25 protein-coding genes are annotated in these 23,803 nt (G+C 74.9%); 12 read left to right on the plus strand and 13 right to left on the minus strand.

Annotation, left to right across the window (positions count from 1 at the left end; translation table 11 throughout):
• Position 1 precedes the first annotated feature (1 nt).
• Entirely contained in the window at positions 2-1,255 is a 1,254-nt protein-coding gene (locus A0J59_RS03900; protein WP_220084432.1) for an acyltransferase family protein, read from the minus strand.
• Between the two features lie 50 nt (positions 1,256-1,305).
• Between A0J59_RS03900 and A0J59_RS03905 the strand changes: the two genes are divergently transcribed.
• Complete coding sequence (locus A0J59_RS03905) at positions 1,306-2,133, plus strand: CPBP family intramembrane glutamic endopeptidase (RefSeq protein WP_047232174.1); 828 nt, start codon at positions 1,306-1,308, stop codon at positions 2,131-2,133.
• A gap of 35 nt (positions 2,134-2,168) precedes the next feature.
• Positions 2,169-2,654, plus strand: coding sequence for a hypothetical protein (locus tag A0J59_RS03910; RefSeq protein WP_156532786.1), 486 nt, complete (start codon positions 2,169-2,171; stop codon positions 2,652-2,654).
• Between the two features lie 6 nt (positions 2,655-2,660).
• Here A0J59_RS03910 and A0J59_RS03915 read toward each other — a convergent pair whose 3' ends face one another.
• The 5 genes from A0J59_RS03915 to A0J59_RS03935 all read right to left on the minus strand — a co-directional run bounded on the left by A0J59_RS03915 (position 2,661) and on the right by A0J59_RS03935 (position 6,159).
• Complete coding sequence (locus tag A0J59_RS03915; protein ID WP_064315282.1) at positions 2,661-3,512, minus strand: phosphatase PAP2 family protein; 852 nt, start codon at positions 3,510-3,512, stop codon at positions 2,661-2,663.
• 85 nt (positions 3,513-3,597) lie between these two features.
• The gene (locus tag A0J59_RS03920) at positions 3,598-4,254 is read right to left on the minus strand and encodes an SRPBCC family protein (protein ID WP_053370093.1); all 657 of its coding nucleotides are present in this window, start codon (positions 4,252-4,254) and stop codon (positions 3,598-3,600) included.
• On the minus strand, positions 4,251-4,637 hold the full coding sequence (locus A0J59_RS03925; protein WP_047232172.1) for a helix-turn-helix transcriptional regulator: 387 nt from the start codon (positions 4,635-4,637) through the stop codon (positions 4,251-4,253). The genes A0J59_RS03920 and A0J59_RS03925 overlap by 4 nt, the downstream gene beginning before the upstream one ends.
• 32 nt (positions 4,638-4,669) lie before the next feature.
• The gene (locus A0J59_RS03930) at positions 4,670-5,275 is read right to left on the minus strand and encodes a hypothetical protein (protein WP_082918719.1); all 606 of its coding nucleotides are present in this window, start codon (positions 5,273-5,275) and stop codon (positions 4,670-4,672) included.
• A complete protein-coding gene (locus A0J59_RS03935; protein WP_255364965.1) occupies positions 5,272-6,159 on the minus strand; it encodes a LysR substrate-binding domain-containing protein in 888 nt (295 codons plus the stop codon). Before A0J59_RS03935 ends, A0J59_RS03930 begins: the two co-directional genes overlap by 4 nt.
• A gap of 54 nt (positions 6,160-6,213) precedes the next feature.
• On the opposite strand from A0J59_RS03935, the gene A0J59_RS03940 reads away from it, so the two are divergent.
• Entirely contained in the window at positions 6,214-6,594 is a 381-nt protein-coding gene (locus A0J59_RS03940; RefSeq protein ID WP_047232055.1) for a DUF5997 family protein, read from the plus strand.
• A gap of 3 nt (positions 6,595-6,597) precedes the next feature.
• Here the strand turns inward: A0J59_RS03940 and A0J59_RS03945 are convergent, their stop codons facing one another.
• Positions 6,598-6,987, minus strand: a complete 390-nt coding sequence (locus A0J59_RS03945; protein ID WP_082918720.1) for a SelT/SelW/SelH family protein — start codon at positions 6,985-6,987, stop codon at positions 6,598-6,600.
• A gap of 30 nt (positions 6,988-7,017) precedes the next feature.
• On the minus strand, positions 7,018-8,412 hold the full coding sequence (locus tag A0J59_RS03950) for a DUF2252 domain-containing protein (RefSeq protein WP_082918721.1): 1,395 nt from the start codon (positions 8,410-8,412) through the stop codon (positions 7,018-7,020).
• A 140-nt stretch (positions 8,413-8,552) separates the two neighbouring features.
• Between A0J59_RS03950 and A0J59_RS03955 the strand changes: the two genes are divergently transcribed.
• Positions 8,553-9,788 carry a class I SAM-dependent methyltransferase gene (locus tag A0J59_RS03955; protein WP_053370096.1) on the plus strand — a complete coding sequence of 412 codons (1,236 nt, stop codon included), beginning with the start codon at positions 8,553-8,555 and terminating at the stop codon, positions 9,786-9,788.
• 64 nt (positions 9,789-9,852) lie between these two features.
• Here the strand turns inward: A0J59_RS03955 and A0J59_RS03960 are convergent, their stop codons facing one another.
• Positions 9,853-10,263, minus strand: a complete 411-nt coding sequence (locus A0J59_RS03960) for an FKBP-type peptidyl-prolyl cis-trans isomerase (protein ID WP_047232052.1) — start codon at positions 10,261-10,263, stop codon at positions 9,853-9,855.
• A 138-nt stretch (positions 10,264-10,401) separates the two neighbouring features.
• Between A0J59_RS03960 and A0J59_RS03965 the strand changes: the two genes are divergently transcribed.
• Genes A0J59_RS03965 through A0J59_RS03975 form a run of 3 tightly spaced genes read left to right on the plus strand, consistent with a single transcriptional unit; the run spans position 10,402 to position 12,368 of the window.
• Positions 10,402-11,289 (plus strand): alpha/beta fold hydrolase, encoded by an 888-nt coding sequence (locus tag A0J59_RS03965; protein WP_064315284.1) that lies wholly within the window; start codon positions 10,402-10,404, stop codon positions 11,287-11,289.
• Positions 11,282-11,905: a TetR/AcrR family transcriptional regulator gene (locus tag A0J59_RS03970; protein WP_064315285.1), complete on the plus strand. Its 624-nt coding sequence runs from the start codon at positions 11,282-11,284 to the stop codon at positions 11,903-11,905. The genes A0J59_RS03965 and A0J59_RS03970 overlap by 8 nt, the downstream gene beginning before the upstream one ends.
• A 31-nt stretch (positions 11,906-11,936) precedes the next feature.
• A complete protein-coding gene (locus tag A0J59_RS03975; protein ID WP_064315286.1) occupies positions 11,937-12,368 on the plus strand; it encodes a hypothetical protein in 432 nt (143 codons plus the stop codon).
• On the opposite strand, the gene A0J59_RS03980 is transcribed toward A0J59_RS03975, so the two are convergent.
• Positions 12,328-13,737 carry a cystathionine beta-synthase gene (locus tag A0J59_RS03980; RefSeq protein ID WP_064315287.1) on the minus strand — a complete coding sequence of 470 codons (1,410 nt, stop codon included), beginning with the start codon at positions 13,735-13,737 and terminating at the stop codon, positions 12,328-12,330. The genes A0J59_RS03975 and A0J59_RS03980 overlap by 41 nt on opposite strands.
• Before the next feature lie 124 nt (positions 13,738-13,861).
• On the opposite strand from A0J59_RS03980, the gene A0J59_RS03985 reads away from it, so the two are divergent.
• Entirely contained in the window at positions 13,862-14,563 is a 702-nt protein-coding gene (locus tag A0J59_RS03985) for a DUF5701 family protein (RefSeq protein ID WP_064315288.1), read from the plus strand.
• An 89-nt stretch (positions 14,564-14,652) separates the two neighbouring features.
• Here the strand turns inward: A0J59_RS03985 and A0J59_RS03990 are convergent, their stop codons facing one another.
• Together A0J59_RS03990 and A0J59_RS03995 are read right to left on the minus strand one after the other, a co-directional pair.
• On the minus strand, positions 14,653-15,120 hold the full coding sequence (locus A0J59_RS03990; protein ID WP_047232048.1) for a hypothetical protein: 468 nt from the start codon (positions 15,118-15,120) through the stop codon (positions 14,653-14,655).
• Positions 15,121-15,173: 53 nt separating this feature from the next.
• The gene (locus A0J59_RS03995) at positions 15,174-16,067 is read right to left on the minus strand and encodes a Bax inhibitor-1/YccA family protein (protein ID WP_064315289.1); all 894 of its coding nucleotides are present in this window, start codon (positions 16,065-16,067) and stop codon (positions 15,174-15,176) included.
• A 376-nt stretch (positions 16,068-16,443) separates the two neighbouring features.
• Between A0J59_RS03995 and A0J59_RS04000 the strand changes: the two genes are divergently transcribed.
• Genes A0J59_RS04000 through A0J59_RS04015 form a run of 4 tightly spaced genes read left to right on the plus strand, consistent with a single transcriptional unit; the run spans position 16,444 to position 20,490 of the window.
• Complete coding sequence (locus A0J59_RS04000) at positions 16,444-17,433, plus strand: ABC transporter ATP-binding protein (RefSeq protein ID WP_047232046.1); 990 nt, start codon at positions 16,444-16,446, stop codon at positions 17,431-17,433.
• On the plus strand, positions 17,430-18,302 hold the full coding sequence (locus A0J59_RS04005; protein ID WP_047232045.1) for an ABC transporter permease subunit: 873 nt from the start codon (positions 17,430-17,432) through the stop codon (positions 18,300-18,302). Before A0J59_RS04000 ends, A0J59_RS04005 begins: the two co-directional genes overlap by 4 nt.
• Positions 18,299-19,792 carry a histidine kinase gene (locus A0J59_RS04010; protein WP_144425503.1) on the plus strand — a complete coding sequence of 498 codons (1,494 nt, stop codon included), beginning with the start codon at positions 18,299-18,301 and terminating at the stop codon, positions 19,790-19,792. Before A0J59_RS04005 ends, A0J59_RS04010 begins: the two co-directional genes overlap by 4 nt.
• Positions 19,789-20,490, plus strand: coding sequence for a response regulator transcription factor (locus tag A0J59_RS04015; RefSeq protein WP_047232044.1), 702 nt, complete (start codon positions 19,789-19,791; stop codon positions 20,488-20,490). Before A0J59_RS04010 ends, A0J59_RS04015 begins: the two co-directional genes overlap by 4 nt.
• 124 nt (positions 20,491-20,614) lie before the next feature.
• Here A0J59_RS04015 and A0J59_RS04020 read toward each other — a convergent pair whose 3' ends face one another.
• Positions 20,615-23,797, minus strand: a complete 3,183-nt coding sequence (locus A0J59_RS04020) for an efflux RND transporter permease subunit (RefSeq protein WP_064315291.1) — start codon at positions 23,795-23,797, stop codon at positions 20,615-20,617.
• Positions 23,798-23,803 lie beyond the last annotated feature (6 nt).

The raw sequence follows: 23,803 nt of genomic DNA on the forward strand, positions 1-23,803 counted from the left end.
CTCAGGCCCGCATCCCGAGCAGCACCCGGGTGACGCGCGTGCGCCGTACCAGCAGGTCGTAGACCGCGAGCAGCGCGCCGAGCGAGGCCACGACGATCACCACGTACTTCGCCGGGGCGGGAAGCTCCCACCCCACGACCGGGTACGCGACCGCGACCACGACCGGCTGGTGCAGCACGTACAGCGGCAGCACCGCCGCACCGAGGTAGGCCCAGGCCCGACCCCGCCACGGACGGACCGCGACGGCGGCTCCCCGGGAGGTGCTCGTCGCGCCCAGGGCCACCTCGGCCGCAGGAGCGGCGGCCGCCGTGCGTCGGCGCGCGCCCCACCGGTCCAGGAGACCGAGCAGCCCGACCACCCAGCACCACCCCGCGACGCCGTAGAGGAACCGGAACACGACCGCACCGGCCTCGCGACCCGTGAACGCGTCGACCTCGCCGGCGGGTCCGAGGAACAGCACCATGCCCACCGCGAACGCGCCCAGCCCGACCAGCCCGGCGAGGGCCGCATCCCGGCGCACCGCCGACCGGAACCGCGCGTCGGACGCCAGCACGAAGCCGCCGAGGAAGAACAGCAGGTACCCCCAGCGGCTCCACGCGGCGAAGCCCTCCTCGAGCTCGTGCGCCGCGCACACGACGCCGACGACCACCGCGGGCGCGAGCACCGCGCCCCGCGCCCCCACCGCCCGGGCGAGCCGCCCGCGCGCCCGGCGCGCGACGTCGTCGGGCACGAGGCGCACGAGCGCGGCGAGCACGAGCGCCCAGGTGAGCAGCAGCACGAGGAACCACAGGTGCCCCGTCTCGAAGTGCTCGCCGTCGAGGACGAACGGGACGTCCCCGGGCTGGAAACGCACGTCGAAGAACCGCAGCCAGAACGCGAGGTACGAGCCGGTCCACGTGCCCTCGGCGCGGGCGCGCAGGAACTGCGGGACGGGTAGGAGCAGGACGAGGGCGACGAGCAGCGGGACGCCGATGCGGAGCAGCCGCTCCCGGACGAACCCGCCGGGTCCGCGCGACCGGAGCGAGTGCCACGCGCCGATCCCCGCGATCGCGAACAGCAGCGGCATCGCGCACACCACGACGGGCGCGACGACGAACGTCGTCAGCTCGGTCGTCTCGGCGTTCTTCACGTAGAAGTCGTCACGCGTGTCGAACACGAGCGCGGCGTGGAACAGCACGAGCCCCACGACGACGAGGGCGCGCACCGCGTCGAGCTCGCCGCGCCGGTCCGGCTGCCGCTCGGGCCCTCGCTCCACGCCTCGCATCATGGCACCGTGGGCGGGTGACGTCACCGGCCCTCGCTCCCCTGCCCGACGCCGCCCGACCGCCCTGGGCGGTCGGCTCGCCGCTGCGGCTGCTCGCCGCGGTGCTCGTGTCCGGCTCTGCGGTGCTCCTGTTCGCGGTGCACGTGCGCCCGCTCGGGTACGTGCCGCTCGTGCTCGGTGTGGCGCTGGGGCTCGCCGTGGACCGCCGCCTCGGGCGCGACCTCGCGCTCGTCGCGACCGGCATGGTGATCATCTCGACGATCTCGCTCGAGGCGGACCTGTCGGACGCCGGGATGGTGCGCTTCGCCGTCGTCCTGTCCCTCGCCGTGCTCGTGCCGTGGGCCCTCTCGCGGTTCGTCTTCCGCGAGGACGTCATCCGGTTCCCCGTCGCCACCGGGCGGCGCTGGACCCGGGGACAGGTCGTGTACCTCGTCGTGGTCGTCGTCGCGGGGTACCTGATCCTGCCGTTCTACTTCATCGGGTCGGGCGCGTACCTCAACTGGCCGGAGATCACGGGCGGGCAGGAGATCGCGCGCCTGTTCGTGGGCGTCAACGCGGTGGGCATCTGGGACGAGCTGTTCTTCGTGTGCGTCGTGTTCGCGCTGTACCGCGAGCACTTCGGCCTGTGGACGGCGAACCTGCTCCAGGCGGCGGTGTTCGTGTCGTTCCTGTGGGAGCTCGGGTACCGCGAGTGGGGGCCGCTCCTCACCGTCCCGTTCGCCCTGGTCCAGGGCTGGATCTTCTCGTGGAGCAAGTCGCTCACGTACGTCGTCGCGGTGCACCTGCTGTTCGACGTCGTGGTGTTCGCCGTGCTCGTGCACGCCCACCACCCGGAGCTGTTCGACGTCTTCGTCACCGCGCCGCGCTGACCACCCCCCGGGGGCCGTGCCGGTACGGTGCCCGCATGACCGGACGAAGAACCGGCCCCCGCCCCGGCCTCGTTCCCCTGGTGCTCGCGGTCGCGTGCCTGCTGGGCGTGGTGTGGCTGTGGGTGCTCCCGGGCTTCCGTGTCCAGGCCGCGACGCCGTTCGGCGAGACGGCCCGCGTCGAGCTCGCCGCGGGCGACCACACCGTCTACGCCGACACGGGCGCCGCCTGGAGCGAGGTCCGGTGCGAGGGCACCGGACCCGACGGGGAGGACGTCGGGCTCCGCGTCTCGATGTCGCAGCAGGACGTCCTCGTCCCCCGGCACTGGCGCGCGCAGTCCTCGTTCACGAGCGACGCGGGCACCGTGACCCTCACGTGCCGGTCGGAGGGCACGACGGCGGGCGGCACGTTCGCCGTCGGGCCGTCGGTCGACCTGCTGCAGGCCGCGCTCGGCACCGTGCTGCTCGCCGCCGCGGTGATCCTGGGGATCGCGGGGATCGCCCGCGCCCGACGCCGTCGCTGAGGCCCGTCAGGCGGGCCGCGCCAGCAGGACGCGGCGGACGCCTTCCACGCGGCACGCCGCGGTGACCGCGACCGTCGCCGGTCCGGCGAGGACCGTCACCGCCGCGACGACCACGGCGACGCCGACGGCCGCGCCCGCGACGACGTCGTGCGAGAAGTGCACGCCCTCGGCGACCCGCGCCGTGGCGACCGCGACGGCGAGCGCCACGGGCAGCACGACCCACACCGCGATCTCGCGCAGCGGCGACCGGTAGGCGTGCCGGGCGGGCACCGCCCCGGGGACGCGCACGGCGGGCGCACCGGCCAGGACGACCGCCGTCGCGAGGGCGAACGCGATGGCGGTGTGGTTGCTGGGGAACGACCAGTCCCCGGCCGCGGGGCAGTGCGCGACCTCGACGAGCTCCCAGCACCCCCGCGGCTGGCGGACCAGGGACTTCACGGCCTCGCTCGCCGCGTAGGCCGCGACGGCGCCCACCCCGGCGACCAACGTCGTCGCGACGGCGGACGCGCCCGCGCGCCGCGACCGCCACGCGACGACCGCGCACAACCCGAGGAGCACGAGCACCCCGCCCTCCGCGACGAGCCCCGACCCCGGGAGCTCGGCGGTCCGCGCCGTGATCGCGAGGTAGAGCGCCTCGCTCGGACCGCGCAGCAGGCGTGCGACCAGCACGACGAGCGCCGCCCCGACCAGCCACGACACCGCGACGAGCACCTGGCCCGCGGCCTGGGACGACGCGCCCGCGGGCTCCTCCGGCAGCGGGCGCGGGGCCGCGCCGGGCATCGCGCCGGGCGAGGTGCCGAGGGACGCGTCGGAGCGGTCGAGCAGGGTCGAGGGACGGGACGAATCGGGCGGAGTCATCGCACGAGGGTAAGGCGGGTGAACGGCAGGTGAACATCCGCCCCACGGGGGATGTCCGCCGCCGGGCCTCCCCCCGGAGCCGGACCTACCGCGCGTCGGGGGTGTCGTCGGCCGGGACGTAGAACGCGGTCGTGGCGGCGACGCGTGCGGCGACGTCGTCCGCGCCCAAGCCGTCCGCCTCCGCGAGCGCCGCTCCCCACGCCTCGCTGCTCGCGACGTTGAACGCGCGCAGCTCGGGGCTCGCGAGGACCTCCTCGGGGTCGAGCGGCCCGGCGCCGCCGAGGTGCAGCCCGAGGCCCAGCAGCGCTCCGTCCCAGCCGACGCCGACGGCGCCCGGGCCGTACACGTCCCACATCTCCGGCGGCACGACGGCGGTGTGCTCGAGCGTGAGGGTCGTGCCGCCGTCGGGCGCGGGCGCGAGGCGGAGCTCGACGACCGACGAGTCCTCCGGCGTCGGCGGGCCCATGACCCAGGTGAGCCGGAGGAGGGTCGGCGCGTCGCACGCGCGGATCTCGCCGCCCGCGTTCCCCTCGACCTGGTACGTGCCGCCGACCCGGAACTCGCCCGTGACCGGGAGGAACCAGCGCGGGATGCGCTCGGGGTCGGTGACGGCGTCCCACACGTCCTCGACGTCGGCAGGGTAGGTCCGCTCGATGGTGAGCACGCGGGCCTCGCCCGCGGGGAGCGCCCCCGTCCCGACGGAGCGCCGCGCGGCCTCGAGCTCGGCGATGAAGTCCTTCATGCTGTCCTCCTGGTGGTGTCGGTCGGGCGTCCGGCGCCCTCGTCGGCGGCCGCGGCGCGGCGCCGCTCGCGGGCACCGCGAGCGAGCTCGGTGCCGAGCGCGTCGAGCCGCTGCTCCCAGAACCGGCGCAGGCCCGCCGCCCAGTCCTCGACCTCGTCGAGCGCCGCGGGGTCGAGCGCGTAGACGCGCCGGGTCCCCTCGGGCCGCACGGTCGCGAAGCCGCTCGTCCGCAGCACCTTGAGGTGCTGGGACACGGCCGGCTGGCTGATCCCAAACTCCTCGCCCACGAGCGCGGCGAGCTCCCCCGCCGGACGCTCGCCCCGGGCGAGATGCTCGAGGATCCGCCGCCGCACCGGGTCGCCGAGGACGTCGAACGCTTCCATGGCCACCATGTTTCACGTCACGCTTATATAAGTCAAGACCTATCGAGAGGCCTCGCCAGGACGCGCTGCGGGCCGGCGCCCCCGCCGAGGTAGGCGCCACGGTCCGTCAGGCCCGCGCGCGCGTAGGCGCGGCGTCCCGCGGCGTTGCGCTCGTTGACCGTGAGGACCAGCGCGGCGTACGGGGCGGCCCGACGGCGCACGCGCGCCAGCTCCGCGACCGCTCCCGGGAGCAGCGACGTCACGCGCGTGCCGACCCCCGCACCCTGCGACGCGACGTCGACGAGGAAGCCGCGGAAGAGCACCACGTCGTCCGCTCCGACGCCGCCGAGCAACGCCACGACCTCCGCGGGCGCGCCGCCCGGGTGCAGCACCCCGAGCGCGACGACGTCGCCCGACGCCGCGCGCGCGACCAGGAGGTGCCGGTCGGGGTCGGCCCGGGCCGCGTCCACCACGTCGGTGGCGGGCGGGACGAACGCGTCCTGGCCGGGGCCGAGCCGCAGCGCGAGCGCCGCCGCGAGGAGGACGTCGCGCTCGTCGGCGGGCACGGCGTCGAGCAGCACGAGCTCGAGCGAGCCGTCACCTCTGGGCCCCGACGGCAGCGGGTCCGTCGTCGCGCGAGCCCCGGACCGCGCCGTCACCGCCGCTTCCCGCCGCGCCCGCGGGAGCCACGGCCCTTCTGGACCCCGCCACGCCCCTGCTTCGCTCCGCCGGAGCGCCCACCGGCTGCTCCCCCGCGCCCCGACCCGCCGCGTCCACCCTGCCCTCCGGCGCCGCCGCGCCCGCTCTGCGCGCGGGGCGTCGCGGCCTCCTCGGGCACGGACCCGGCGCGCCGGCCGCGCGAGCTGTTGACCGTGCGGCCCCGCACGATGCCGACCATCTCCTCGACCAGCTCGTCGTCGCGGTCGGTCACCCACGCGAGCGCCACCGGTGCGGTCGGCGCGTCGTCGAGGCGCCGGTACGTCACGTCCTTGCGGTGGTGCAGGCGCGCGAGCGACTGCGGCACGACCGCCACCCCGACGTTCGCCGCGACGAGCACGACGGCGTCGCCCGTCGTCGCCGGACGCTCGACGGCCGGCCGGCCCGGGGGCTCCGGGGCGTCGTCCGCGGCGCCGGGCTCGCCCGCCCACGGCACGACGTCGTCGAGCGGCCGCAGCAGCACGTCGTCGGCGAGGTCCGCGAGCGCGACCGGCTCCTCGGGCTCGAGCGCGGCGAGCAGGTGGTCGCGGGAGACGAGCACGACCGGCGCCTCCTCGTAGAGCCGGATCGCGCTGAGCACGTCGCGGTCGACCGGCAGGCGGAGGATCGCGGCGTCCGCCTCGTCGTCGCGCAGGGCACGCTCGGCGTCGTCCGCCGCGACGGCCACGAGGTCGAGCGGCACGTCGGCGAGGCGTTCGCGCCACGTGCGCACCCACTTCGCCGGTGTCGCGCCCGGCACGTACGCGAGCCGGAACCGCCGCACCCCGCCGTCGTCGGGGGTCGCGCCGTTCGTCACCTCGGGGGCCGTGCCCGCGTCGTCGTCCACCCGACCAGCCTAGGCGCGCCGCCGGAGGCCGACCGGCCGACTACCCTGGAGCCCATGACCCCCAAGCAGTCCGCGCAGACCATGAAGCCCGCCACCGCGGCGAAGAAGCTCGGGGTGTACCTGCCCGCCACGCCGCCGGAGTTCCAGGAGGGCACGATCACGCGGGCCCAGCTCGAGGAGCTCGAGAAGAACCCGCCGGAGTGGCTCGCGGACCTGCGCCGCAACGGCCCCCACCCGCGCCCCGTCGTCGCGGGTCGCCTGGGCGTCTCGATCTCCGGCCTCACCCGCGGCGGCCTCACCGAGCCGCTCACGACGGAGGAGATCGACGCGCTGCGCCAGGACCCGCCCGCGTGGCTCGCGACCGAGCGCGAGGTGCAGAAGAAGGTCCGCGCCGAGGAGGAGCGGCTCGCCGCCGCGCGCGCCAAGAAGGGCTGAGTCTCAGCCCTCGGCCGGCGCCTCGCCGCCGGCTCCTGACCGGGCGGCGGCCCGGTCGGTGTGCCCGAGCGCCAGGTCCGGGGCGACGGCGTCGCGCACGCGCCGCTTGAGGTCCGGGATCTCGGGGAACCCGCCGTCGGTCTTGCGGTCCCACAGGAGCACGGGTCCGTCGCCGGCGTCGAGCGTGACGCGGAAGACGCCGTCCGTCCCCGGCACCAGGGCGACCTCGCCGAGCCGCGTGCGGAACGTCTGGAGCAGCTCCTGGGCGACCCACGCCGCGCGCAGGAGCCACCGGCACTGCGTGCAGTACTCGACCGCCACGCGCGCCGTCCCGCGCGGCGCGTCGGAGGGCGCGGGGTTCTCGGGGCCGGGCAGCCCGGCGTCGTCCGTCATGGCGCTCAGCCTACGGTCGGGCGCGTCGTCTCAGGTGCCCCGCTCCGCGGGCAGCCGCCCGCTCGCGACGGCCGCCTCGAGCGCGGCGAAGTCCTGCTCGACGACGTCCGCGTACGCGCACGACCAGCGCGCGATCGCGTCGTCGAACGCATCGGAGCGGCCGAGGTACCCGTGGGCCACGCGGGTGCCGGGCGACTGGCTGTGCGCGCGCGCGAGCACGCGCCCGCAGAGCTCGCCGTACCGCACGAACTGCGCCGCGGAGAGCCGGTCGAGCTCGACCGACCCCTTCATGTCGCGGAACTGCCGCCAGAAGAAGTCGACGCGGGGCCTCCCCGTGCGGTCCGGAGCCTCGACCGTGGTCCAGCCGAGGAACGGGTCCGACTGCGCCTGGAGGATCCGCTGGGCGGCGACGACGCGTCGTCCCTGGGCCGGCACGCTCCCGGCCGGCACCAGACCCGAGGGGAGCGCGTCGACCATCCCGCCGTAGGTCGCCAGCACGGACCTCGTCGCCTCCTTCACCTGGAGCACGAGCGGTTCCCCCGCGGGCCCCTCGAGCAGCACGATGTAGCAGCGGGTGCCCACGCTGCCGACACCCACCACGCGCAGCACGAAGTCGACGACCGTGAACTGGCTCAGCAGCAGCCGCGCGTCCGCGCGCAGCGGCTCGCGGTACGCCTCGAACAGGGTCGTGAGCTCGTCCAGGCTCGCCGTGTCCACGTGCTGCGTGACGGGCGGCTGGTCGACGATCCGGGTCCGCCCGTCGGCGGACAGCGCCGTGATCTTCTGGACCACCTGCTCCGACGTGCGACGGCGGGCCTTCTTCAGGGTGCGCTTCAGCTCCAGCCGCCCCTCCTTGAGCAGGAGCGGCTCGATGAGCTCCGCGTCGACCTGGAAGGCGTACCGGTCCAACGCGCTGCGGTCGTACGCGGCGCCGAGCGCCTCCCGGTAGCCCCGCGCCGCGCTGCGCGCGGCCTCGCGGCACTGCTCCTCCGACATGCCCTTGTCCCGTCCCCCCACGTACATGCTCGCGGCGAGGCGCTTGACGTCCCACTCCCACGGCGCGTCGGACGCCTCGTCGAAGTCGTTGAGGTCGAACAGGACCCGGCGCTCGGGCGACGCGAAGAGGCCGAAGTTGGAGACGTGGGCGTCCCCGCACGCCACGACGTGCACGCCGGTGCGCGGACCGTCGCGCAGGTCGTGCGCCATCGTGGCCGCCGTGCCGCGGTAGAACGCGAACGGCGACTCGAGCATCCGGCCGACCCGCAGCGGGACGAGGTCCTGGAGCCGGTCGCGGTTCTGCTCCTCGATGATGGCGACCGGGTCGCGCTCCGGGAGCAGCAGCGCCCCCTGGGTGCGGCGCGGCACCCGGTCGCGCAGGGCGCGCCCCGCCGCGCGGGACTCGGCCAGGGTTCGCGGGACGTCCACGGGTGCCTCCTCGCTGTCCGGGAACCGCACAGTAGCGCCCGCGGCGGCTCACGGCACGGCGACGCCGGGTGAGGTTCGGTGGAGCGACGTCGCCGGGGTGACCGGGCGGGGAGCGGCGTGCCGTCGGGGAGACTGGACCGGTGACGACCTCCCCGCCCGACCTCGCCGCGCTGCTCGCGCGCCTGCGCACCGACCACACCGGCCCGGACCGCGAGGACGCCCCGGTCGCCGTGGACCCCGTCGACCGGCTGCTGCTCGACCTCCTGCTCGACGAGGCGGCACCGAGGCTCGCGGGTACCGGGCCGGAGGCCGTGGCGGTCGTCGACGACCGGTACGGGGCTCTCACGCTCGGCGCCGCGCTGCTCACCGCCACGGCGTCGACCGAGGACGGGCCGGCATCGGGAGACAGTCCTGCTGCGAGGGTGCGCGTCCACCAGGACGCGTGCACCGCGGAGGCCGCGCTCGACGCGAACGCGGCGGCGCTCGGGCTGGCCGGCGCGTACGCGCGCCACGGTCTGGGGACGGGGCTGCTCGCCGGGACGCGTGCTGTGCTGCTCCGCCTGCCCCGCAGCCTCGCGGCGCTGCGCGACGTCGCGGAGCACGTCGCGCGCGAGGCCGACCCGGGCGTCGTGCTGCTGGCAGGCGGGCGCGTCAAGCACATGACGCGTGCCATGAACGACGTCCTCGGCGAGTCGTTCGCCGACGTGCGCGCGAGCCTCGCGCGCGGCAAGTCGCGCGTGCTCGTCGCGTCGTCGCCGCGCCCCGCACGCGGCGGGTTCACCTACCCCGTGACGGCCGACCTGCCCGACGTCGGGCTGCGGGTCGCGGCGTTCGGGGCGGCCTTCGCGGGGGCGGGTCTGGACCTCGGGACGCGGTTCCTGCTCGAGCAGCTCGGCGCCGCGGGCCCGGACGGGCCGGCGCCCGGCGGGTCGGGCGCGGGCCCGCTCGACGTCGTCGACCTCGGTTGCGGGACGGGCCTGCTCGCCACGTGGGCGGCCCGGCGCTGGCCGGAGGCGAAGGTCGTCGCGACGGACCGCTCCGACGCGGCGGTGCGGTCGGCGGCGCTCACGGCACGGGAGAACGAGGTGGGCGACCGCGTGCGCACCGTGCGCGACGACGCGGGCGCGACGCTGGCCGACGCGAGCGCCGACGTCGTGCTGCTCAACCCGCCGTTCCACGACGGCGCAGCCCTGCGCACCGACGCGGCGCACCGCATGTTCGCGACGGCGGGGCGGGTCCTGCGCCCGGGCGGGGAGCTGTGGTGCGTGTGGAACTCGCACCTGCGCTACCGGCCGGCGCTGGAGCGGGCGGTCGGGCCGACGACCCAGGTCGCGCGCGGCCCGCGGTTCACCGTCACCCGCTCCACGCGCCGCTGAGCGCTGGGTGCTCGTCGTCAGGACGGCTCGGCGGCGACGGCTACCCAGCACTCAGCGGGGAGTGTCACTGGACGTCGACGACGTCCACGACGAAGACGAGCGTGTCCGTGCCCGCGATGCCGGCCTGCGGCACGCCGCGCTGGCCGTAGCCGTGCTCCGGCGGGATCGAGAGCAGCACGCGCGAGCCGACGTTCTGGCCGACGAGGCCCTTGTCCCAGCCGCCGATCACGGCGCCGACGCCGATGGGGAAGGCGATGGTGTCGCCGCGGTCGTAGGAGTTGTCGAACACGTGGCCGCCCCACGTCTGCCCGAGGTAGTGCACGACGATGTTGCGCCCCGACGTGACGGCCGGGCCGTCGCCCTCGCTGAGCACGACGACCTGGAGGCCGCTGGGCGCGTCCGTCTCCGGGAAGGTGAGCGTCGGCTTGTCGCCGAAGGATCCGGATGCGGTCGGAAGGGTGGGCTGGTCGGTCACGAGGTTGCCTCTCGTCGGGTGCAGGAATGCCCGCGCGGACGCGGGTCTCCCTACCCTACGCGGGTCGCTCCGGGCCGGCCGGGGCGTCCTGCACCCGACCTCTTGCGCGCTGTGGCTAATTGCATTAGCCTCGTGGCTATGAACACGAGCCAGCAGTCCACCGTGCACCACCTCGCCCGGGCCGAGGGGCGCCTCGCCTACACCGACGAGGGCACCGGCCCCCTCCTCGTCGCCTCGCCCGGCATGGGCGACCTGCGCTCGACCTACGACGACGTCGCCCCGCACCTCGTGGCCGCCGGCTACCGCGTGGTCGTCGTGGACCTGCGCGGCCACGGCGACAGCGACACCACGTTCTCGACCCACGGCGACGAGGCGACGGCGTCCGACTACGTCGCGCTCGTCGAGCACCTGGACGCGGGCCCCGCCGTCCTGCTCGGGAGCTCCATGGCGGCGTCGGCCGCCGTGATCGCCGCGGCCGAGCGTCCCGACCTCGTGCGCGGGCTCGTCCTCCTCGACGGGTTCCTCCGCGAGCCGTCGTCGCCCGCGAAGCTCCGTGCGATGCGCGTGCTGTACCGCCTCGCGCTCGCCCGGCCCTGGGGCGCCGCGTTCTGGTCCTCGTTCTACGGCTCGCTGAACAAGGGCCGCACGCCCGCGCGCCTCGCCGCGCACCAGGCCGCGATCCGCGCCAAGCTCTCCGAGCCGGCGCGCCTGCGCTCCTTCCGGGACCTCACCCTCCAGCTCGACCACCGCGTCGTCGAGCCGCGCGTCGCGCACGTCGAGGCGCCCGCGCTCGCGGTCTTCGGCGCGCTCGACCCCGACTACGCCGACCCCGCGGCCGAGGCCGCGTGGGCGCAGGAGTCGCTCGGCGCGACGACCCTCGTGCTGCCCGAGGTGGGCCACTACCCCCAGCTCCAGGCGCCGGAGGAGGTCGTGGCCGCGACGCTCGCGTTCCTCGCCGACCTGCCGGACGACGCGGCGCGCCCGGCCCGCGCGCGCCGCGCGGGGTCGGAGGGCACCCGTGGCTAGGGCGGGGCTCTCGCACGCCGCCGTCGTGCGGATCGCCGTCGACCTCGTCGACGCAGGCGGGCCGACCGGCTTCGCCGACCTCACGCTCGCGAAGGTCGCCGCACAGGCGGGCGTCGCGACGCCGAGCCTGTACAAGCACGTCGGGTCGCTCGCGGCCCTGCGGCGCGAGGTCGCGGTCGTGTCGGTCGAGGACTACACGCGGGCCCTCACCGACGCGACGGTCGGGCTCGCCGGACCCGACGCCGTCGCCGCCCTCGCGCACGCGACCCGGCGCTACGCGCGCGCACACCCCGGGCGGTACGCGGCCGTCCAGGTGGCGCCCGACCCCGACGACCCCGCCGACGCCACGCTCTCCGCGGCGGCGAGCCGCAGCGTCCAGGTCGTCGCCGCGGTGCTGCGCGGCTTCGACCTCCCCGAGGACCGCACGATCGACGCGATCCGGTCCGTGCGCGCGAGCCTGCACGGCTTCGTCGCGCTCGAGCTCGGCGGCGGCTACCGGCTCCCGGACGACCTCGACCGCAGCTTCGAGACCCACGTGGCGGCCGTCCTCGCAGGACTGGCCGCGCTGGGCGCGCCGCGGGGCGAACGGCTGGAGGGCGGCGCTCCAGCGTCTTGACCACGCGGCCGCCACCCGCGACGATGCGCCGGTGATCGAGCTCTTCGCGTGCGACATCGACGTCCACTACGGGTTCGTCCACCTCCGGGAGGAGGACGGCGACTGGCCCGAGCTCAGCAGGGAGGGCCGGGAGAACGGCCTGCTCGAGCACGGGCCCGCCGACGCGCTCGCGATGACGACCGGGCTCCACACCGGCGCGGTCCCCTTGCGCGTGGAGTGGCACCCGGTGGAGCCGCCGTTCGACGACGCCTGGCAGGACGTGGTCGAGGCGTCGGTCGAGCTCACCACCCCGCACCTGCTGATCGCGTCGTTCGACGACGGGGAGCCCGTGTCGGCACCGCACCTCGGGTGGCACCGCGCCCGCTACGTGGCGAGCGAGATGGACGCCGGCGCTCGACCGACGCCCGTCCCGCGGTCGCCGCTCACCGCGCGGCGACGAACCCCAGGAGGTCGTGCCGCGTGAGGACGCCGACCGGGTCGCCGTCCTCGACGACGAGCAGCGCGTCGGCGTCGTGCAGCGCGGCGCGCACCGCCTCGACGCCCTCGCCCGCGCCGATGAGCGGGAAGCGGGGCTCCATGTGCTGGTCCACCCGGTCGGCGAGGGACGCGCGGCCGGAGAACACGGCGTCGAGCAGCGCGCGCTCGCTCACCGACCCCGCCACCTCGCCGCTCTTCACCGGCGGCTCCGCGCCGACGACGGGCATCTGGGAGACGCCGTACTCGCGCAGGATCTCGATCGCGTCGCGCACGGTCTCGCTCGGGTGCGTGTGCACGAGGTCGGGCAGGCGACCGTCCTTGGCGCGCAGCACGTCGCCCGCGGTGACGCCCTCCTCGTCGGGCAGGAACCCGTACGACCGCATCCAGGCGTCGTTGAAGATCTTCGACAGGTAGCCGCGCCCGCTGTCGGGCAGCAGGACCACGATCACGGCCCGGGCCGCGGCCTGCGGGTCCTCCTCCTCGAGCCGGCGCGCGAGCCGCAGCGTCGCCTCGACCGCCATGCCGCACGACCCGCCGACGAGCAGGCCCTCCTCGCGCGCGAGGCGCCGCGTCATCGCGAACGAGTCCGTGTCCGACACGGCGATGACCTCGTCGGGGACCGAGGGGTCGTACGCGGCGGGCCAGAAGTCCTCGCCCACGCCCTCGACGAGGTACGGGCGCCCGTCGCCCCCGGAGTACACCGAGCCCGCCGGGTCGGCACCGACGACGCGCACGCGCCCGCCGTCCGACGCGGGGCGGTCCGCCGAGACCTCCTTGAGGTAGCGGCCGGTACCGGTGATCGTGCCGCCCGTCCCGACGCCGGCGACGAAGTGCGTCACGCGCCCGTCGGTGTCGTCCCAGACCTCCGGCCCGGTGGACTCGTAGTGCGACGCCGGGCCGTTCGGGTTGGCGTACTGGTTGGGCTTCCACGCTCCGGGGATCTCGCGGACGAGGCGGTCCGACACCGAGTAGTAGGAGTCCGGGTGGTCCGGCGCGACGGCGGTCGGCGTCACGACGACGCGCGCGCCGTACGCGCGCAGCACGTCGCGCTTGTCCTGGCTCACCTTGTCCGGGCAGACGAACACGCAGTCGTACCCCTTGCGCTGCGCGACGAGCGCGAGGCCGACGCCGGTGTTGCCGGACGTGGGCTCGACGATCGTGCCGCCCGGCGCCAGCTCTCCTGACGCCTCCGCGGCCTCGACCATCTTCAGCGCGATGCGGTCCTTCACCGAGCCGCCGGGGTTCACGTACTCGACCTTGGCGAGGATCGTCGCGCTGAGGCCTTCGGTGACACGGGACAGCCGGACGAGCGGGGTACCGCCGACGAGCTCCGAGACGTGCTCTGCGTATCTCATGCCCCGATCATCCCCGATCCGCGCGGTGCGCGTGCGTCGTCCGCGGCCCCGCGAGGCGACGGCGGGAATTTCCGTACGGTGTAGAACGTTGAGTCCCGCGACCGCCCCGACCGAGAGGTGACCCGTGCCCGAGACGACCACCGCCGCCCCGCACCCGACCGCCCCCGCGACGACCGTCCCCGACCTGCCCGACGTCTCCGCCCAGGCCGAGCGCCTCGTCGCGCTCGGCGTCCACGAGCTCGCCGGCCTGGCGCCCGACGCGCTCCGTGCCGCCGCGACCGGGCTCGCGGCCACAGCACCCGCCGGGTCGCTGCTCGTCGTCGACCCCCGGCTCGCGCCGCCGTCGGCCCTCGCTCCCCTGCTGCGGCTCCCGGCGCGCGACGGCGAGAAGGAGGGCTTCGTCGTCGTCGACATGACGGACGTCGACCGCTTCGCGCCGATCGAGGGCGTCGAGGTGCCCGACGGACCGCTCTACGTCGTCGCGGGCCCGGACCGTGGCGACGACCTGGCGAACTGGTCGCCGGACGAGGCGCTGCCCGAGCTCACCGCCCGGGACCGGACGCCGATGCTGCTGCACGAGGGCATCCACTGGGCGCTCCAGGCGCCGAACGTCCTCACGCGCAACCTCTGCTACATGACCATCGGGTCGCGCCTGCGCAAGCCCGACGGCCGTCTCGACGCCCGCACCCCGGCGCTGTGGATCTCGAACGGCACGGGCCGCGACGGTCGCGAGCGCCGCGGCGCCCCGAAGGTCGGCTGGTGCTGGGCGGGCAACCGCCACACGTGGCTCGGCTTCGCCTCGACGACGGGCCGCCTCCCGGCCTGACCCCACCCGCTGAGTGCATGAAACAGTCGCGGCCGGAGGTCTCCGCCGCGACTATTTCATGCACTCACGGGATTGGCGGGGTGGGGCGGTCAGCCGAAGAGGCCCCGGAGCGCGACGAGGACCACGACGACGCCGAGCACGACGACGAGGAGCGGGCGGTCGGAGGCCTCGCGCGCGGCGAGCCGACCGAGCCCCGCACCGACCGCCGCGGTGACACCGACGACGGCGGCCGCGCCCGCGATCAGCGCTCCCCCGCCGCTCGCACCGGCGTCGGCGAGCTGCCGCGCGAGGCCGCCGGCGAGCAGCGACCCCCACAGCGCACCCGCGACGAGGCCGAGCGCGGCGAAGACCAGCGCAGCCCGGCGCTCGGACGCGTCGCGCGTGATCCGGGTGCCGAGCCAGGCCACCGCGGCGCCCGCGGTCGGCACGCTGAGCAGGATGAGGAGCGCCGCGAACGCGAGCCACGCGGGCGGCGCGCCCGAGACGACCATGTAGAGGACCTGGACGCCGAGCATCGCCGCCGCGGCGACGACCAGACCGGCGAGAAAGACCGGCACCCGCGGCGGAAGGTCCGCCGCGGGTGCCGGTTCACGGGTGCTGCGCGCCACCGTCAGTCGCTGCTCTGCAGGATCGCGAAGAGGCGCAGGAACTCGAGGTAGAGCCAGATCAGCGTGACGAGCAGACCGAACGCCGCGGACCACGCGAACTTGGCGGGCACGCCGCCCTCGACGCCGCGCTTGATCGAGTCGAAGTCGACGATGAGCGACGCGGCGGCCAGGCCGACCCCGATGAGGCTGGCGATGATGCCCCAACCGCTGTACAGGCCCCAGCCGCCCAGGACGCCGGTCATGACGAGGACGACGTTCACCAGCGAGAAGACCAGGTAGCCGACCATCGCGATGAGCAGCCAGCGCATGAACTTCGGCGTGACGCGCACGCGGCCGGACTTGAACAGGAAGAGCGCGGCAGCGAACGTCGCGACCGTGGCCACGACGGCCGACGGCACGACACCGTTCCACGCCGTCTCGTAGACGCGGCTGATGCCGCCGAGGAACAGACCCTGCGCCACGGTGTACAGCACGATGAGCGCCGGGCTCGGGTTGCGCTTGAACGAGTTCACCAGGCCGAGCACGAGGCCGACGACCGCGCCGATGATCCAGACGGTCGGCATCTGCGGCGCGACCATCCACGATCCCGCACCGACGACCACGAGCAGGGCGAGCAGGCCGCCCGTCTTCATGATGACGTCGTCGTAGGTCAGGCGCTTGGTGTCCGCGGTCGTCGCCGACGGTGCGTTGTACATCGCGTCGAGCGACGCGGCGTCGGCGGTCTGTGCGCCGTACGCACCCCACTGCGCGCCCTGCTGGGGCGGCGTGCCGTACGCGGGGCCCTGCCCCTGCGGCGGCGGGCTCCCGTAGGCGGGGCCGGCCTGCGTGGCCGCCCCACCGCGCTGGTTCTTCGGATCACCGAAGACCGCGCTGTTGTTGAAGACGGGGTTGCTCATGAGCTCCTCCTGGTCGCGGCGTCCACTACCTCTCAGCGGGCCTCGTCATCGGCGTCTCGCCTCGAGTCGGGTGTCGCTGGCCTGTGTTCATCCTAGGGAACGTGCGAGCCGTGGCCACTGTTCCCGCCGGTTTTTCGCCTCTCGGGGGCGAAGTCCCGACCAGCGGACCACCCGACGACGCGCCACGTACGCCGCGCGGTGTACGTCGCCCGGCCCATGCCCCGGGCAAGATACGTCGCACGGGGGCTGTCCGACGTCGTGCACGTCCCTAGGCTCGAGACGTACCTCGCGGAGAGGGCCCCGGCCAGACCGGCGCGACCCCCGCCCGCGAGCACCAGAACCATCCCGGACGAACGACCCTCGGAGGGGCGAAGTCATGATCGAAGCACGCGGCCTGACCAAGCGGTACGGGCCCAAGACCGCGGTGGACGGCATCTCGTTCACCGTGCGTCCCGGGACCGTCACCGGCTTCCTCGGCCCCAACGGCGCCGGCAAGTCCACGACCATGCGCATGATCATGGGTCTGGACCGCCCGACCGCGGGGACCGTCACCGTCAACGGGCGCCCGTACGCGCAGCACCGCTCCCCCCTCACCGAGGTGGGCGCGCTGCTCGACGCGAAGGCCGTCCACACCGGGCGCACCGCCTACAACCACCTCCTCGCGATGGCCACGACGCACGGCATCCCGACCAAGCGCGTCGACGAGGTCATCGAGATGACCGGCCTCCAGTCGGTCGCGAAGAAGCGCGTCGGCGGCTTCTCGCTCGGCATGGGCCAGCGCCTGGGCATCGCGTCCGCGCTGCTGGGCGACCCCAGGACGCTCATCCTCGACGAGCCGGTCAACGGCCTCGACCCCGAGGGCGTCCTCTGGGTGCGCAACCTCGCCCGCTACCTCGCGTCCGAGGGCCGCACGGTCTTCCTCTCGAGCCACCTCATGAGCGAGGTCGCCCTCACCGCCGACCACATCATCGTCATCGGCAAGGGCCGCATCATCGCGGACGCCCCGGTGAGCGACATCGTCAACGGCTCCCAGCAGCGCACGGTCCGCGTCCGCACGCCGCACGCGACGCAGCTCGCCGAGATCCTCACGAGCGACGGCGCGACCGTCACGAGCGACGAGCCGAGCCTGCTCGTGGTCACCGGCGCGGACGCGCCCGGGATCGGCGAGCTCGCCGCCGCGAAGGGCTTCGTCCTGCACGAGCTCACGCCCGTCACGTCGACGCTCGAGGACGCCTACATGGCCCTCACGGCCGACTCCGTCGAGTACCAGACCGAGTCCGCGCAGATCCACATCGGCCACGGCGCGGCGGGTGCGCCCGCCGGTGCGCCGGCCCCCACCGACTCCCTCGAAGGAGCGCAGCGATGAGCGCCACGACCCTCGCCCCGGGCGCCACCAGCCCGACGGCGTCCCGCACCTCCCCCTACCGCCTCACCTTCGGCCACGTGCTCCGCTCGGAGTGGATCAAGTTCCGCTCGCTGCGCTCCACGTGGTGGACGCTCGGCATCACCATCGCGGTCATGGTGGGCTTCTCCCTCATGTTCGCGGCCGTCGTGTCCTCGATGGACTCGGCGGGCGTCTCGGCCGAGGAGGCCGGGATGGGAGCGTCCGACGGCGTCGGCGTCATGGTCATCACGGTCGGCTACTCGTTCGCGCAGCTCGCCGTCGCGGTGCTCGGCGCGCTCACCGTCACCGGTGAGTACTCGACCGGCATGATCCGCTCCACGCTCTCCGCCGTCCCGCGCCGCACGCCCGCGCTCGCGGCCAAGATGATCGTCGTCGGCGTCGTGACGGCCGTCTCGACCGTCGTCGCCGTCGGGCTGTCCTACCTCGTGACCTACCCGATCCTCTCGGGCAAGGGCATGACGGTCGACTTCTCGTCCGCCGACGACCAGCGCGCCCTGATCGGCGTGGTGCTGTACCTCACGGCCGTCGCGCTGTTCTCCGTCGCGGTCGGCGTCCTGCTCCGCAGCTCTGCCGGTGCGATCTTCACCCTCGTCGCCGTGTTCTTCGTCCTGTCGATGGTCCTCAACATCGTCATGGGTGTCACGGGGGCGGACTGGGTCCAGACGCTCATGAACTCGCTGCCCGCGTCGGCAGGCGAGCAGGTCGTGCTCGGCGGCGGGATGTCGTCCCCCGACGCGATCGGCCCGTGGCCCGGCTTCGCGGTGCTCGCCGGCTGGACCGCGGCGCTCACCGCCGCCGCGGCGATCGTGCTCAAGCGCCGGGACGCGTGACCTCCCGGCCCACCACCCCGCCGACGCCGGACGAGCAGCCCGCTCGTCCGGCGTCGGCCGTGGCGCGCCCGGGAGCCGCCGCTCCGGGCGCGCCCGCGCCCCTGCCGATGCGGCCCGCGCCCGAGCCGTTCACCGAGCTCGACGCCCGGCGCCTCGGCCCGGTGCGTCGGTACTTCGCCCGACACCCCGTCGTCATGGACTGGGTCATCGTCGCGATCTTCGTCGTGCCGGGAGTCCTCTACTCGCTCTTCGCGGAGCAGCCCCACGGCTCCTCGCCGTGGTCGCTCGTGTTCTTCCTCCTCGGCGGGGCGCTCCTGTACTGGCGCCGCCGGCGACCCGTCACCGTCGCGCTCGGGCTCACCGCCCTCGGCGTCCTGGCGATCGCGGTCACCGGCGACACCGCCGGGTTCGAGGTCGCGGCCATGTTCGCGGTGTACGCCGTCGCGGCCTCGCGGCCGTCCCGCATCGCGTGGCCGGTCCTCGCCATCGTCGTCCTGGCCCTGTCCGCCGCGACCCTCCTCTGGTACGACGTCATCACCACCGCGGACGGCGAGGTCCTGCGCCAGAGCGTCGAGCCCGGCCGCGCGACCGTCGACCGCATCGTCGGCATCCTCGTCACGACCGTCCTGTGCCTGATCGCCCTCGCGATCGGCACGAACGTGCGCGCCCGCCGGCAGCACGTGTCCGACCTCGTCGAGCGGGCCAACTCCATCGCGCGCGACCGCGACCAGCAGGCACAGCTCGCCGCCGCCGCCGAGCGCACGCGCATCGCGCGCGAGATGCACGACGTCGTCGCGCACTCCCTCACGGTCATGGTCGCCCTCGCGGACGGTGCCAAGGCGTCGGGCGCCAAGAACCCCGAGCTCGCGGGCCACGCCCTCGACGAGCTCACCGCGACCGGGCGCGCCGCCCTCGCCGACATGCGCCGCGTGCTCGGCGTCCTGCGCGAGCCCGGCGGCGAGCAGACCGTGCCGCTCGCGCCCGCGCACGAGACGCCCGAGCTCGAGGAGATCGTCGAGCGCTTCCGCACCGCGGGCCTGCCCGTGCGCCTCGTGCGCTCGGGCCCGCAGCCGACGCCCGGGCCGGCGCTGCGCCAGACCGCGCACCGCATCGTCCAGGAGTCCCTGACGAACGTGCTGCGCTACGCGCCCCTGTCCCCCATGGTCCTCGTCGAGGTCTCGCGCCGCGCCGAGCCCGGCGCGGACTGGCTCGAGCTACGGGTCGTCAACCAGGCCGGGCGCCGCCCGGGCGAGGGAGCGAGCGCCGACGAGCGCGGCCTGCCGCCGTCGGTCGCGGAGCAGCACCCGCCCGGCGTCCCGGTCGGGACGGGCCGCGGCATCATCGGGATGCGCGAGAGGGCGGCCGTCTACGGCGGTACGGTGTCGGCGGGGCCGAGCGGCACCGGCTGGGAGGTGCGGGCGAGCCTGCGCCTCGACCTCGACCCCGGCCGGGAGACCGGCGGACGCGACGACGGACGGGAACGCTCATGACGGACAGCGGCGCACCGACCCGGGTGCTGCTCGTCGACGACCAGGCCCTGCTGCGCATGGGCTTCCGCATGATCCTCGCCGCCGAGGACGACATCGAGGTCGTCGGCGAGGCCGGCGACGGCGAGACCGGGATCGCGCAGGCCGCCGCGCTGCGGCCCGACGTCGTGCTCATGGACGTCCGCATGCCCGGGACCAACGGCATCGAGGCGACCGAGCGCATCGTCGCCGCGCAGCCGGAGTCGCGCGTCATCATCCTCACCACGTTCGACCTCGACGAGTACGCGTTCGCGGCGCTGCGCGCCGGTGCGAGCGGGTTCCTGCTCAAGGACGCCAAGCCGGGCGAGCTCGTCGGGGCGATCCGCGCCGTCGCGAGCGGCGACGCCGCCGTCTCCCCGCGGATCACACGCCGCATGCTCGAGATGTTCTCCGGGCAGCTCCCCCAGGACGGCACCGTCGCCCCCGCCCCGAGCCAGACCGGCCTGCACGACCCGCGGCTCGCCGAGCTCACGGCACGTGAGCTCGAGGTCTTCGAGGCCCTCGGCGAGGGGCTGACGAACGCCGAGATCGCCGAGCGCTTCGTCCTGTCCGAGGCGACCGTCAAGACCCACGTCGGCCGCGTCCTCGGCAAGCTCGGCCTCCGCGACCGCGTCCAGGCCGTCGTCCTCGCCTACGAGACGGGCGTCGCCCGCCCCTCCTGAGCCCTTCCCGGCGCCGAGCAGGTGGTTCCGGCGCGTCCGGACGTCGTGACGCGCCAGGACCACCTGCTCGGCCCGCCGGGACCGCCTGGTCGGCGGCTCCCGGCGGGCCGGCCGGTCGGGTGGCTCAGGCGCTCGCCGTCGCCTCCTCGGCGGCAGCCTTCTCGGCCTCGGCCTGGGCCGCGGCCTCCTCCTTGGCGGCCCGCTTCGCCGCGCGCTTCTCGCCGCGGCGCTCGGCGAGCGTGTACAGCACCGGCACGACGACGAGCGTGAGCAGCGTCGAGCTGAGCAGACCGCCGATGACGACGAGCGCGAGCGGCTGGGAGATGAACGCCCCTCCGCCGGTGATGCCGATCGCCATCGGGGTGAGCGCGAAGATCGTCGCCGCGGCCGTCATGACGATGGGGCGCAGACGCTTGCGCGACCCTTCCATGACGGCGTCGTCGAGCGACCGGCCGCGCTCGCGGTACTGGTTGATGAGGTCGATGAGCACGATCGCGTTCGACACCACGATCCCGACGAGCATGAGCAGGCCGATGAGGGCCGGCACGCCGAGCGGCGTCGCGGTGGCGAGCAGCAGGAGCAGCGCGCCGGTCGCGGCGAACGGGATCGACACGAGCAGGATGAACGGCTGCAGGAGGCTGCGGAACGTCGCGACCATGACGAGGTAGACGATGAGGATCGCGACGAGCAGCGCGAGCCCGAGGTCGGCGAACGCGTCGGCCTGGTCGGACGCGACGCCGCCGATCTCGACCGTCGCGCCGCCCTGGAGCTCGAGGCCGTCGATCGCGGTCGTGAGCTCGGTCGTGAGCGCGCCGAGGTCCTGGCCCGCGGGCGTGACGGAGATGGTCGCGCTGCGCTCGCCGTCGACGCGCGTGATCGAGGTGGGGACCTCGACCTCGGCGACCTCGGCGACCTGCGTGAGCGGGACCGGACCGGCCGCGGTGGGCAGCACGACCTGCTCGAGCTCCGCGACGGTCGCCGGGGCCTCGCCCGCGAGGACGCGGACCTGGACCGGGCCGTCGCCGAGGTTCACGGTGCCGACCGGCGCGGGCGACATCGTCCCCGCGACCGTCCCGGCCACCTGCGTCTCGGTGAGCCCGACGGCGGCCGCGGCGTCGCGGTCGACGGTCACCTGGACCGTGGACTGCGCCGAGGCGAGGTTGTTGGTGACCTGCGCCGCGCCGTCGGCGTCCTCGGCGAGCTCCTGCACGTCCGCGGCCGCGGCCGCGAGGGTGTCGGTGTCGGGGGCGCGCACGACGAGGTCGACCGTCGAGCTGCCGAACGCGGCGTCCGCGCCGGCGACCTCGATGCCCTCGCTCGACTCCCCGCCCAGCCCGGAGACGGCGTCGCGCACGTCCTCCTGGGCCGCCGCGACGGCGTCGGCGTCCGGGTCGAGCGTGACGGCGAACGTCGCCGTCGGGGACCCGCCGCCGCCGAAGAACGCGGCCTCCGGCCCGCCCGCCGTGCCGACGGTCGTCTGCACGGTCGCGACGCCGTCGACGTCGAGGAGGGCCTGCTCGACGTCGCGCGCCGCCGCGTCCTGCGCCTCGAGCGACGTGCCGGGCGCGAACGACTCGGTGACGGTGAGCGTGTCCTGGCCCGTGTCGCCGAGGAAGTTGGTCTCCAGGCGCGGCACGAGCGCGAGCGTCCCGGCAAGGATCGCGACGGACACGCCGAGCGTGATCGCCGGGTGGCGCAGCGCCGCGCGCAGCGTCGGGACGTACCCGCGCTGCCACAGCCCACGGCGCTCCTTGGCCTCCGCCGCGGCGCGGGCGCGCTCGCCCGCGAGGCGCGCGGCCTCGGGGTCCGCGGGGACCGGCGGGGACTTGATGAACCAGTAGGCGAGGACCGGGACGATCGTCAGCGCGACGAACAGCGACGCGAGCATCGCGATCGCCACGGTGAGCGCGAAGGGCCGGAAGAGCTCGCCGACCATGCCGCCCACGAGGGCGATCGGCAGGAAGACGGCGACGGTCGCGACGGTCGACGCGGTGATCGCGCCCGCGACCTCCTTGACGGCGCCGATGATGGCGCCCACCTTCTCCTCGCCGTACGACAGGTGCCGCTTGATGTTCTCGATGACGACGATCGAGTCGTCGACCACGCGTCCGATCGCGACCGTCATGGCACCGAGCGTGAGGATGTTCAGCGTGTAGCCCGTGGCGTTCATGACGATGAACGTCACGAACAGCGACAGCGGGATGGACACGGCCGAGACGAGCGTCGAGCGCAGCGACGCGAGGAACAGCAGGATCACGACGACCGCGAAGAGGAGGCCGAGGAGCCCCTCGGTCGCGAGGCCCTCGATGGACTCCTCGATGAACGGCGCCTGGTCGAACACGACCTCGACGCGCACGTCCTGCGCCTCGAGCACGCCGGAAAGGTCGTCGACCGCGTCCTGGACGGCGTGCGACACCTCGACCGTGTTGCCCGCGGGCGTCTTGGTGATCGCCACCGCGAGCGCGTTCTCGCCGTCGAGGCGCGAGTACGACGTCGCGGGCTCGGGTCCCGCGGTCACGCTCGCGACGTCGCCGAGCGCCACGGGCGCGGTGCCGGGCGCGGCGGTCGGGGACACGAGCGGCAGCGCGGCGAGGTCGTCGACGGTCGTGACGGCCGTGCCGACCTGGACGCTGAGGGTCCGGTCGCCGTCGGACACGGTCCCCGCCGGGATCACGACGCCGTTGTCCTGGAGGATCGTGGAGACCTGCGCGGGGCTGAGCCCGGCGGCGGCGAGCGCGGCCGGGTCGAGGTCGATCGTGACCTGCTGGTCGGCGATGCCGCTCACCGCGACGCTGCGCACGCCCTCGACGTCCTCGAGCGCCGGGACGACGCTCGACGTGACGGTGTCGGCGAGCGCCGCGTCGTCGGAGCCGCCGGACACGGCGAGCTGGATCACGGGCAGGTCGTCGACGGAGCCCGTCACGACCTGCGGCTCGACGTCCTCGGGGAGCTGGGACTGCAGCCGCGTGATCGCGGTCTGGAGCTGGGAGGCCGCGGCGTCCATGTCGGTGCCGTACGCGAACTGCACGGTCGTCACGGACATGCCCGTCGACGACGTCGACGTGACGTCTTCGACACCCTTGACGGCGCGCGCGGCCGTCTCGACGGGGACGGTCACCTGCTGCTCGACGATCGCCGGGGCGGAGCCCGGGTAGACGCCGACGACGGCGGCGGTCGGGATCTGGAGGCTCGGGATGAGCTCCTGCTTGAGCGACCCCATGCTGATGACGCCGAAGATCGCGATCGCGACCGTGGCGAGCGCGACGAGCGCGCGGTTGGCCAGCGACAGCCGGGCGAGACGGGACACGGAGCC

Source organism: Cellulosimicrobium sp. I38E, assembly GCF_001647255.1.
GTDB lineage: Bacteria > Actinomycetota > Actinomycetes > Actinomycetales > Cellulomonadaceae > Cellulosimicrobium > Cellulosimicrobium cellulans_E.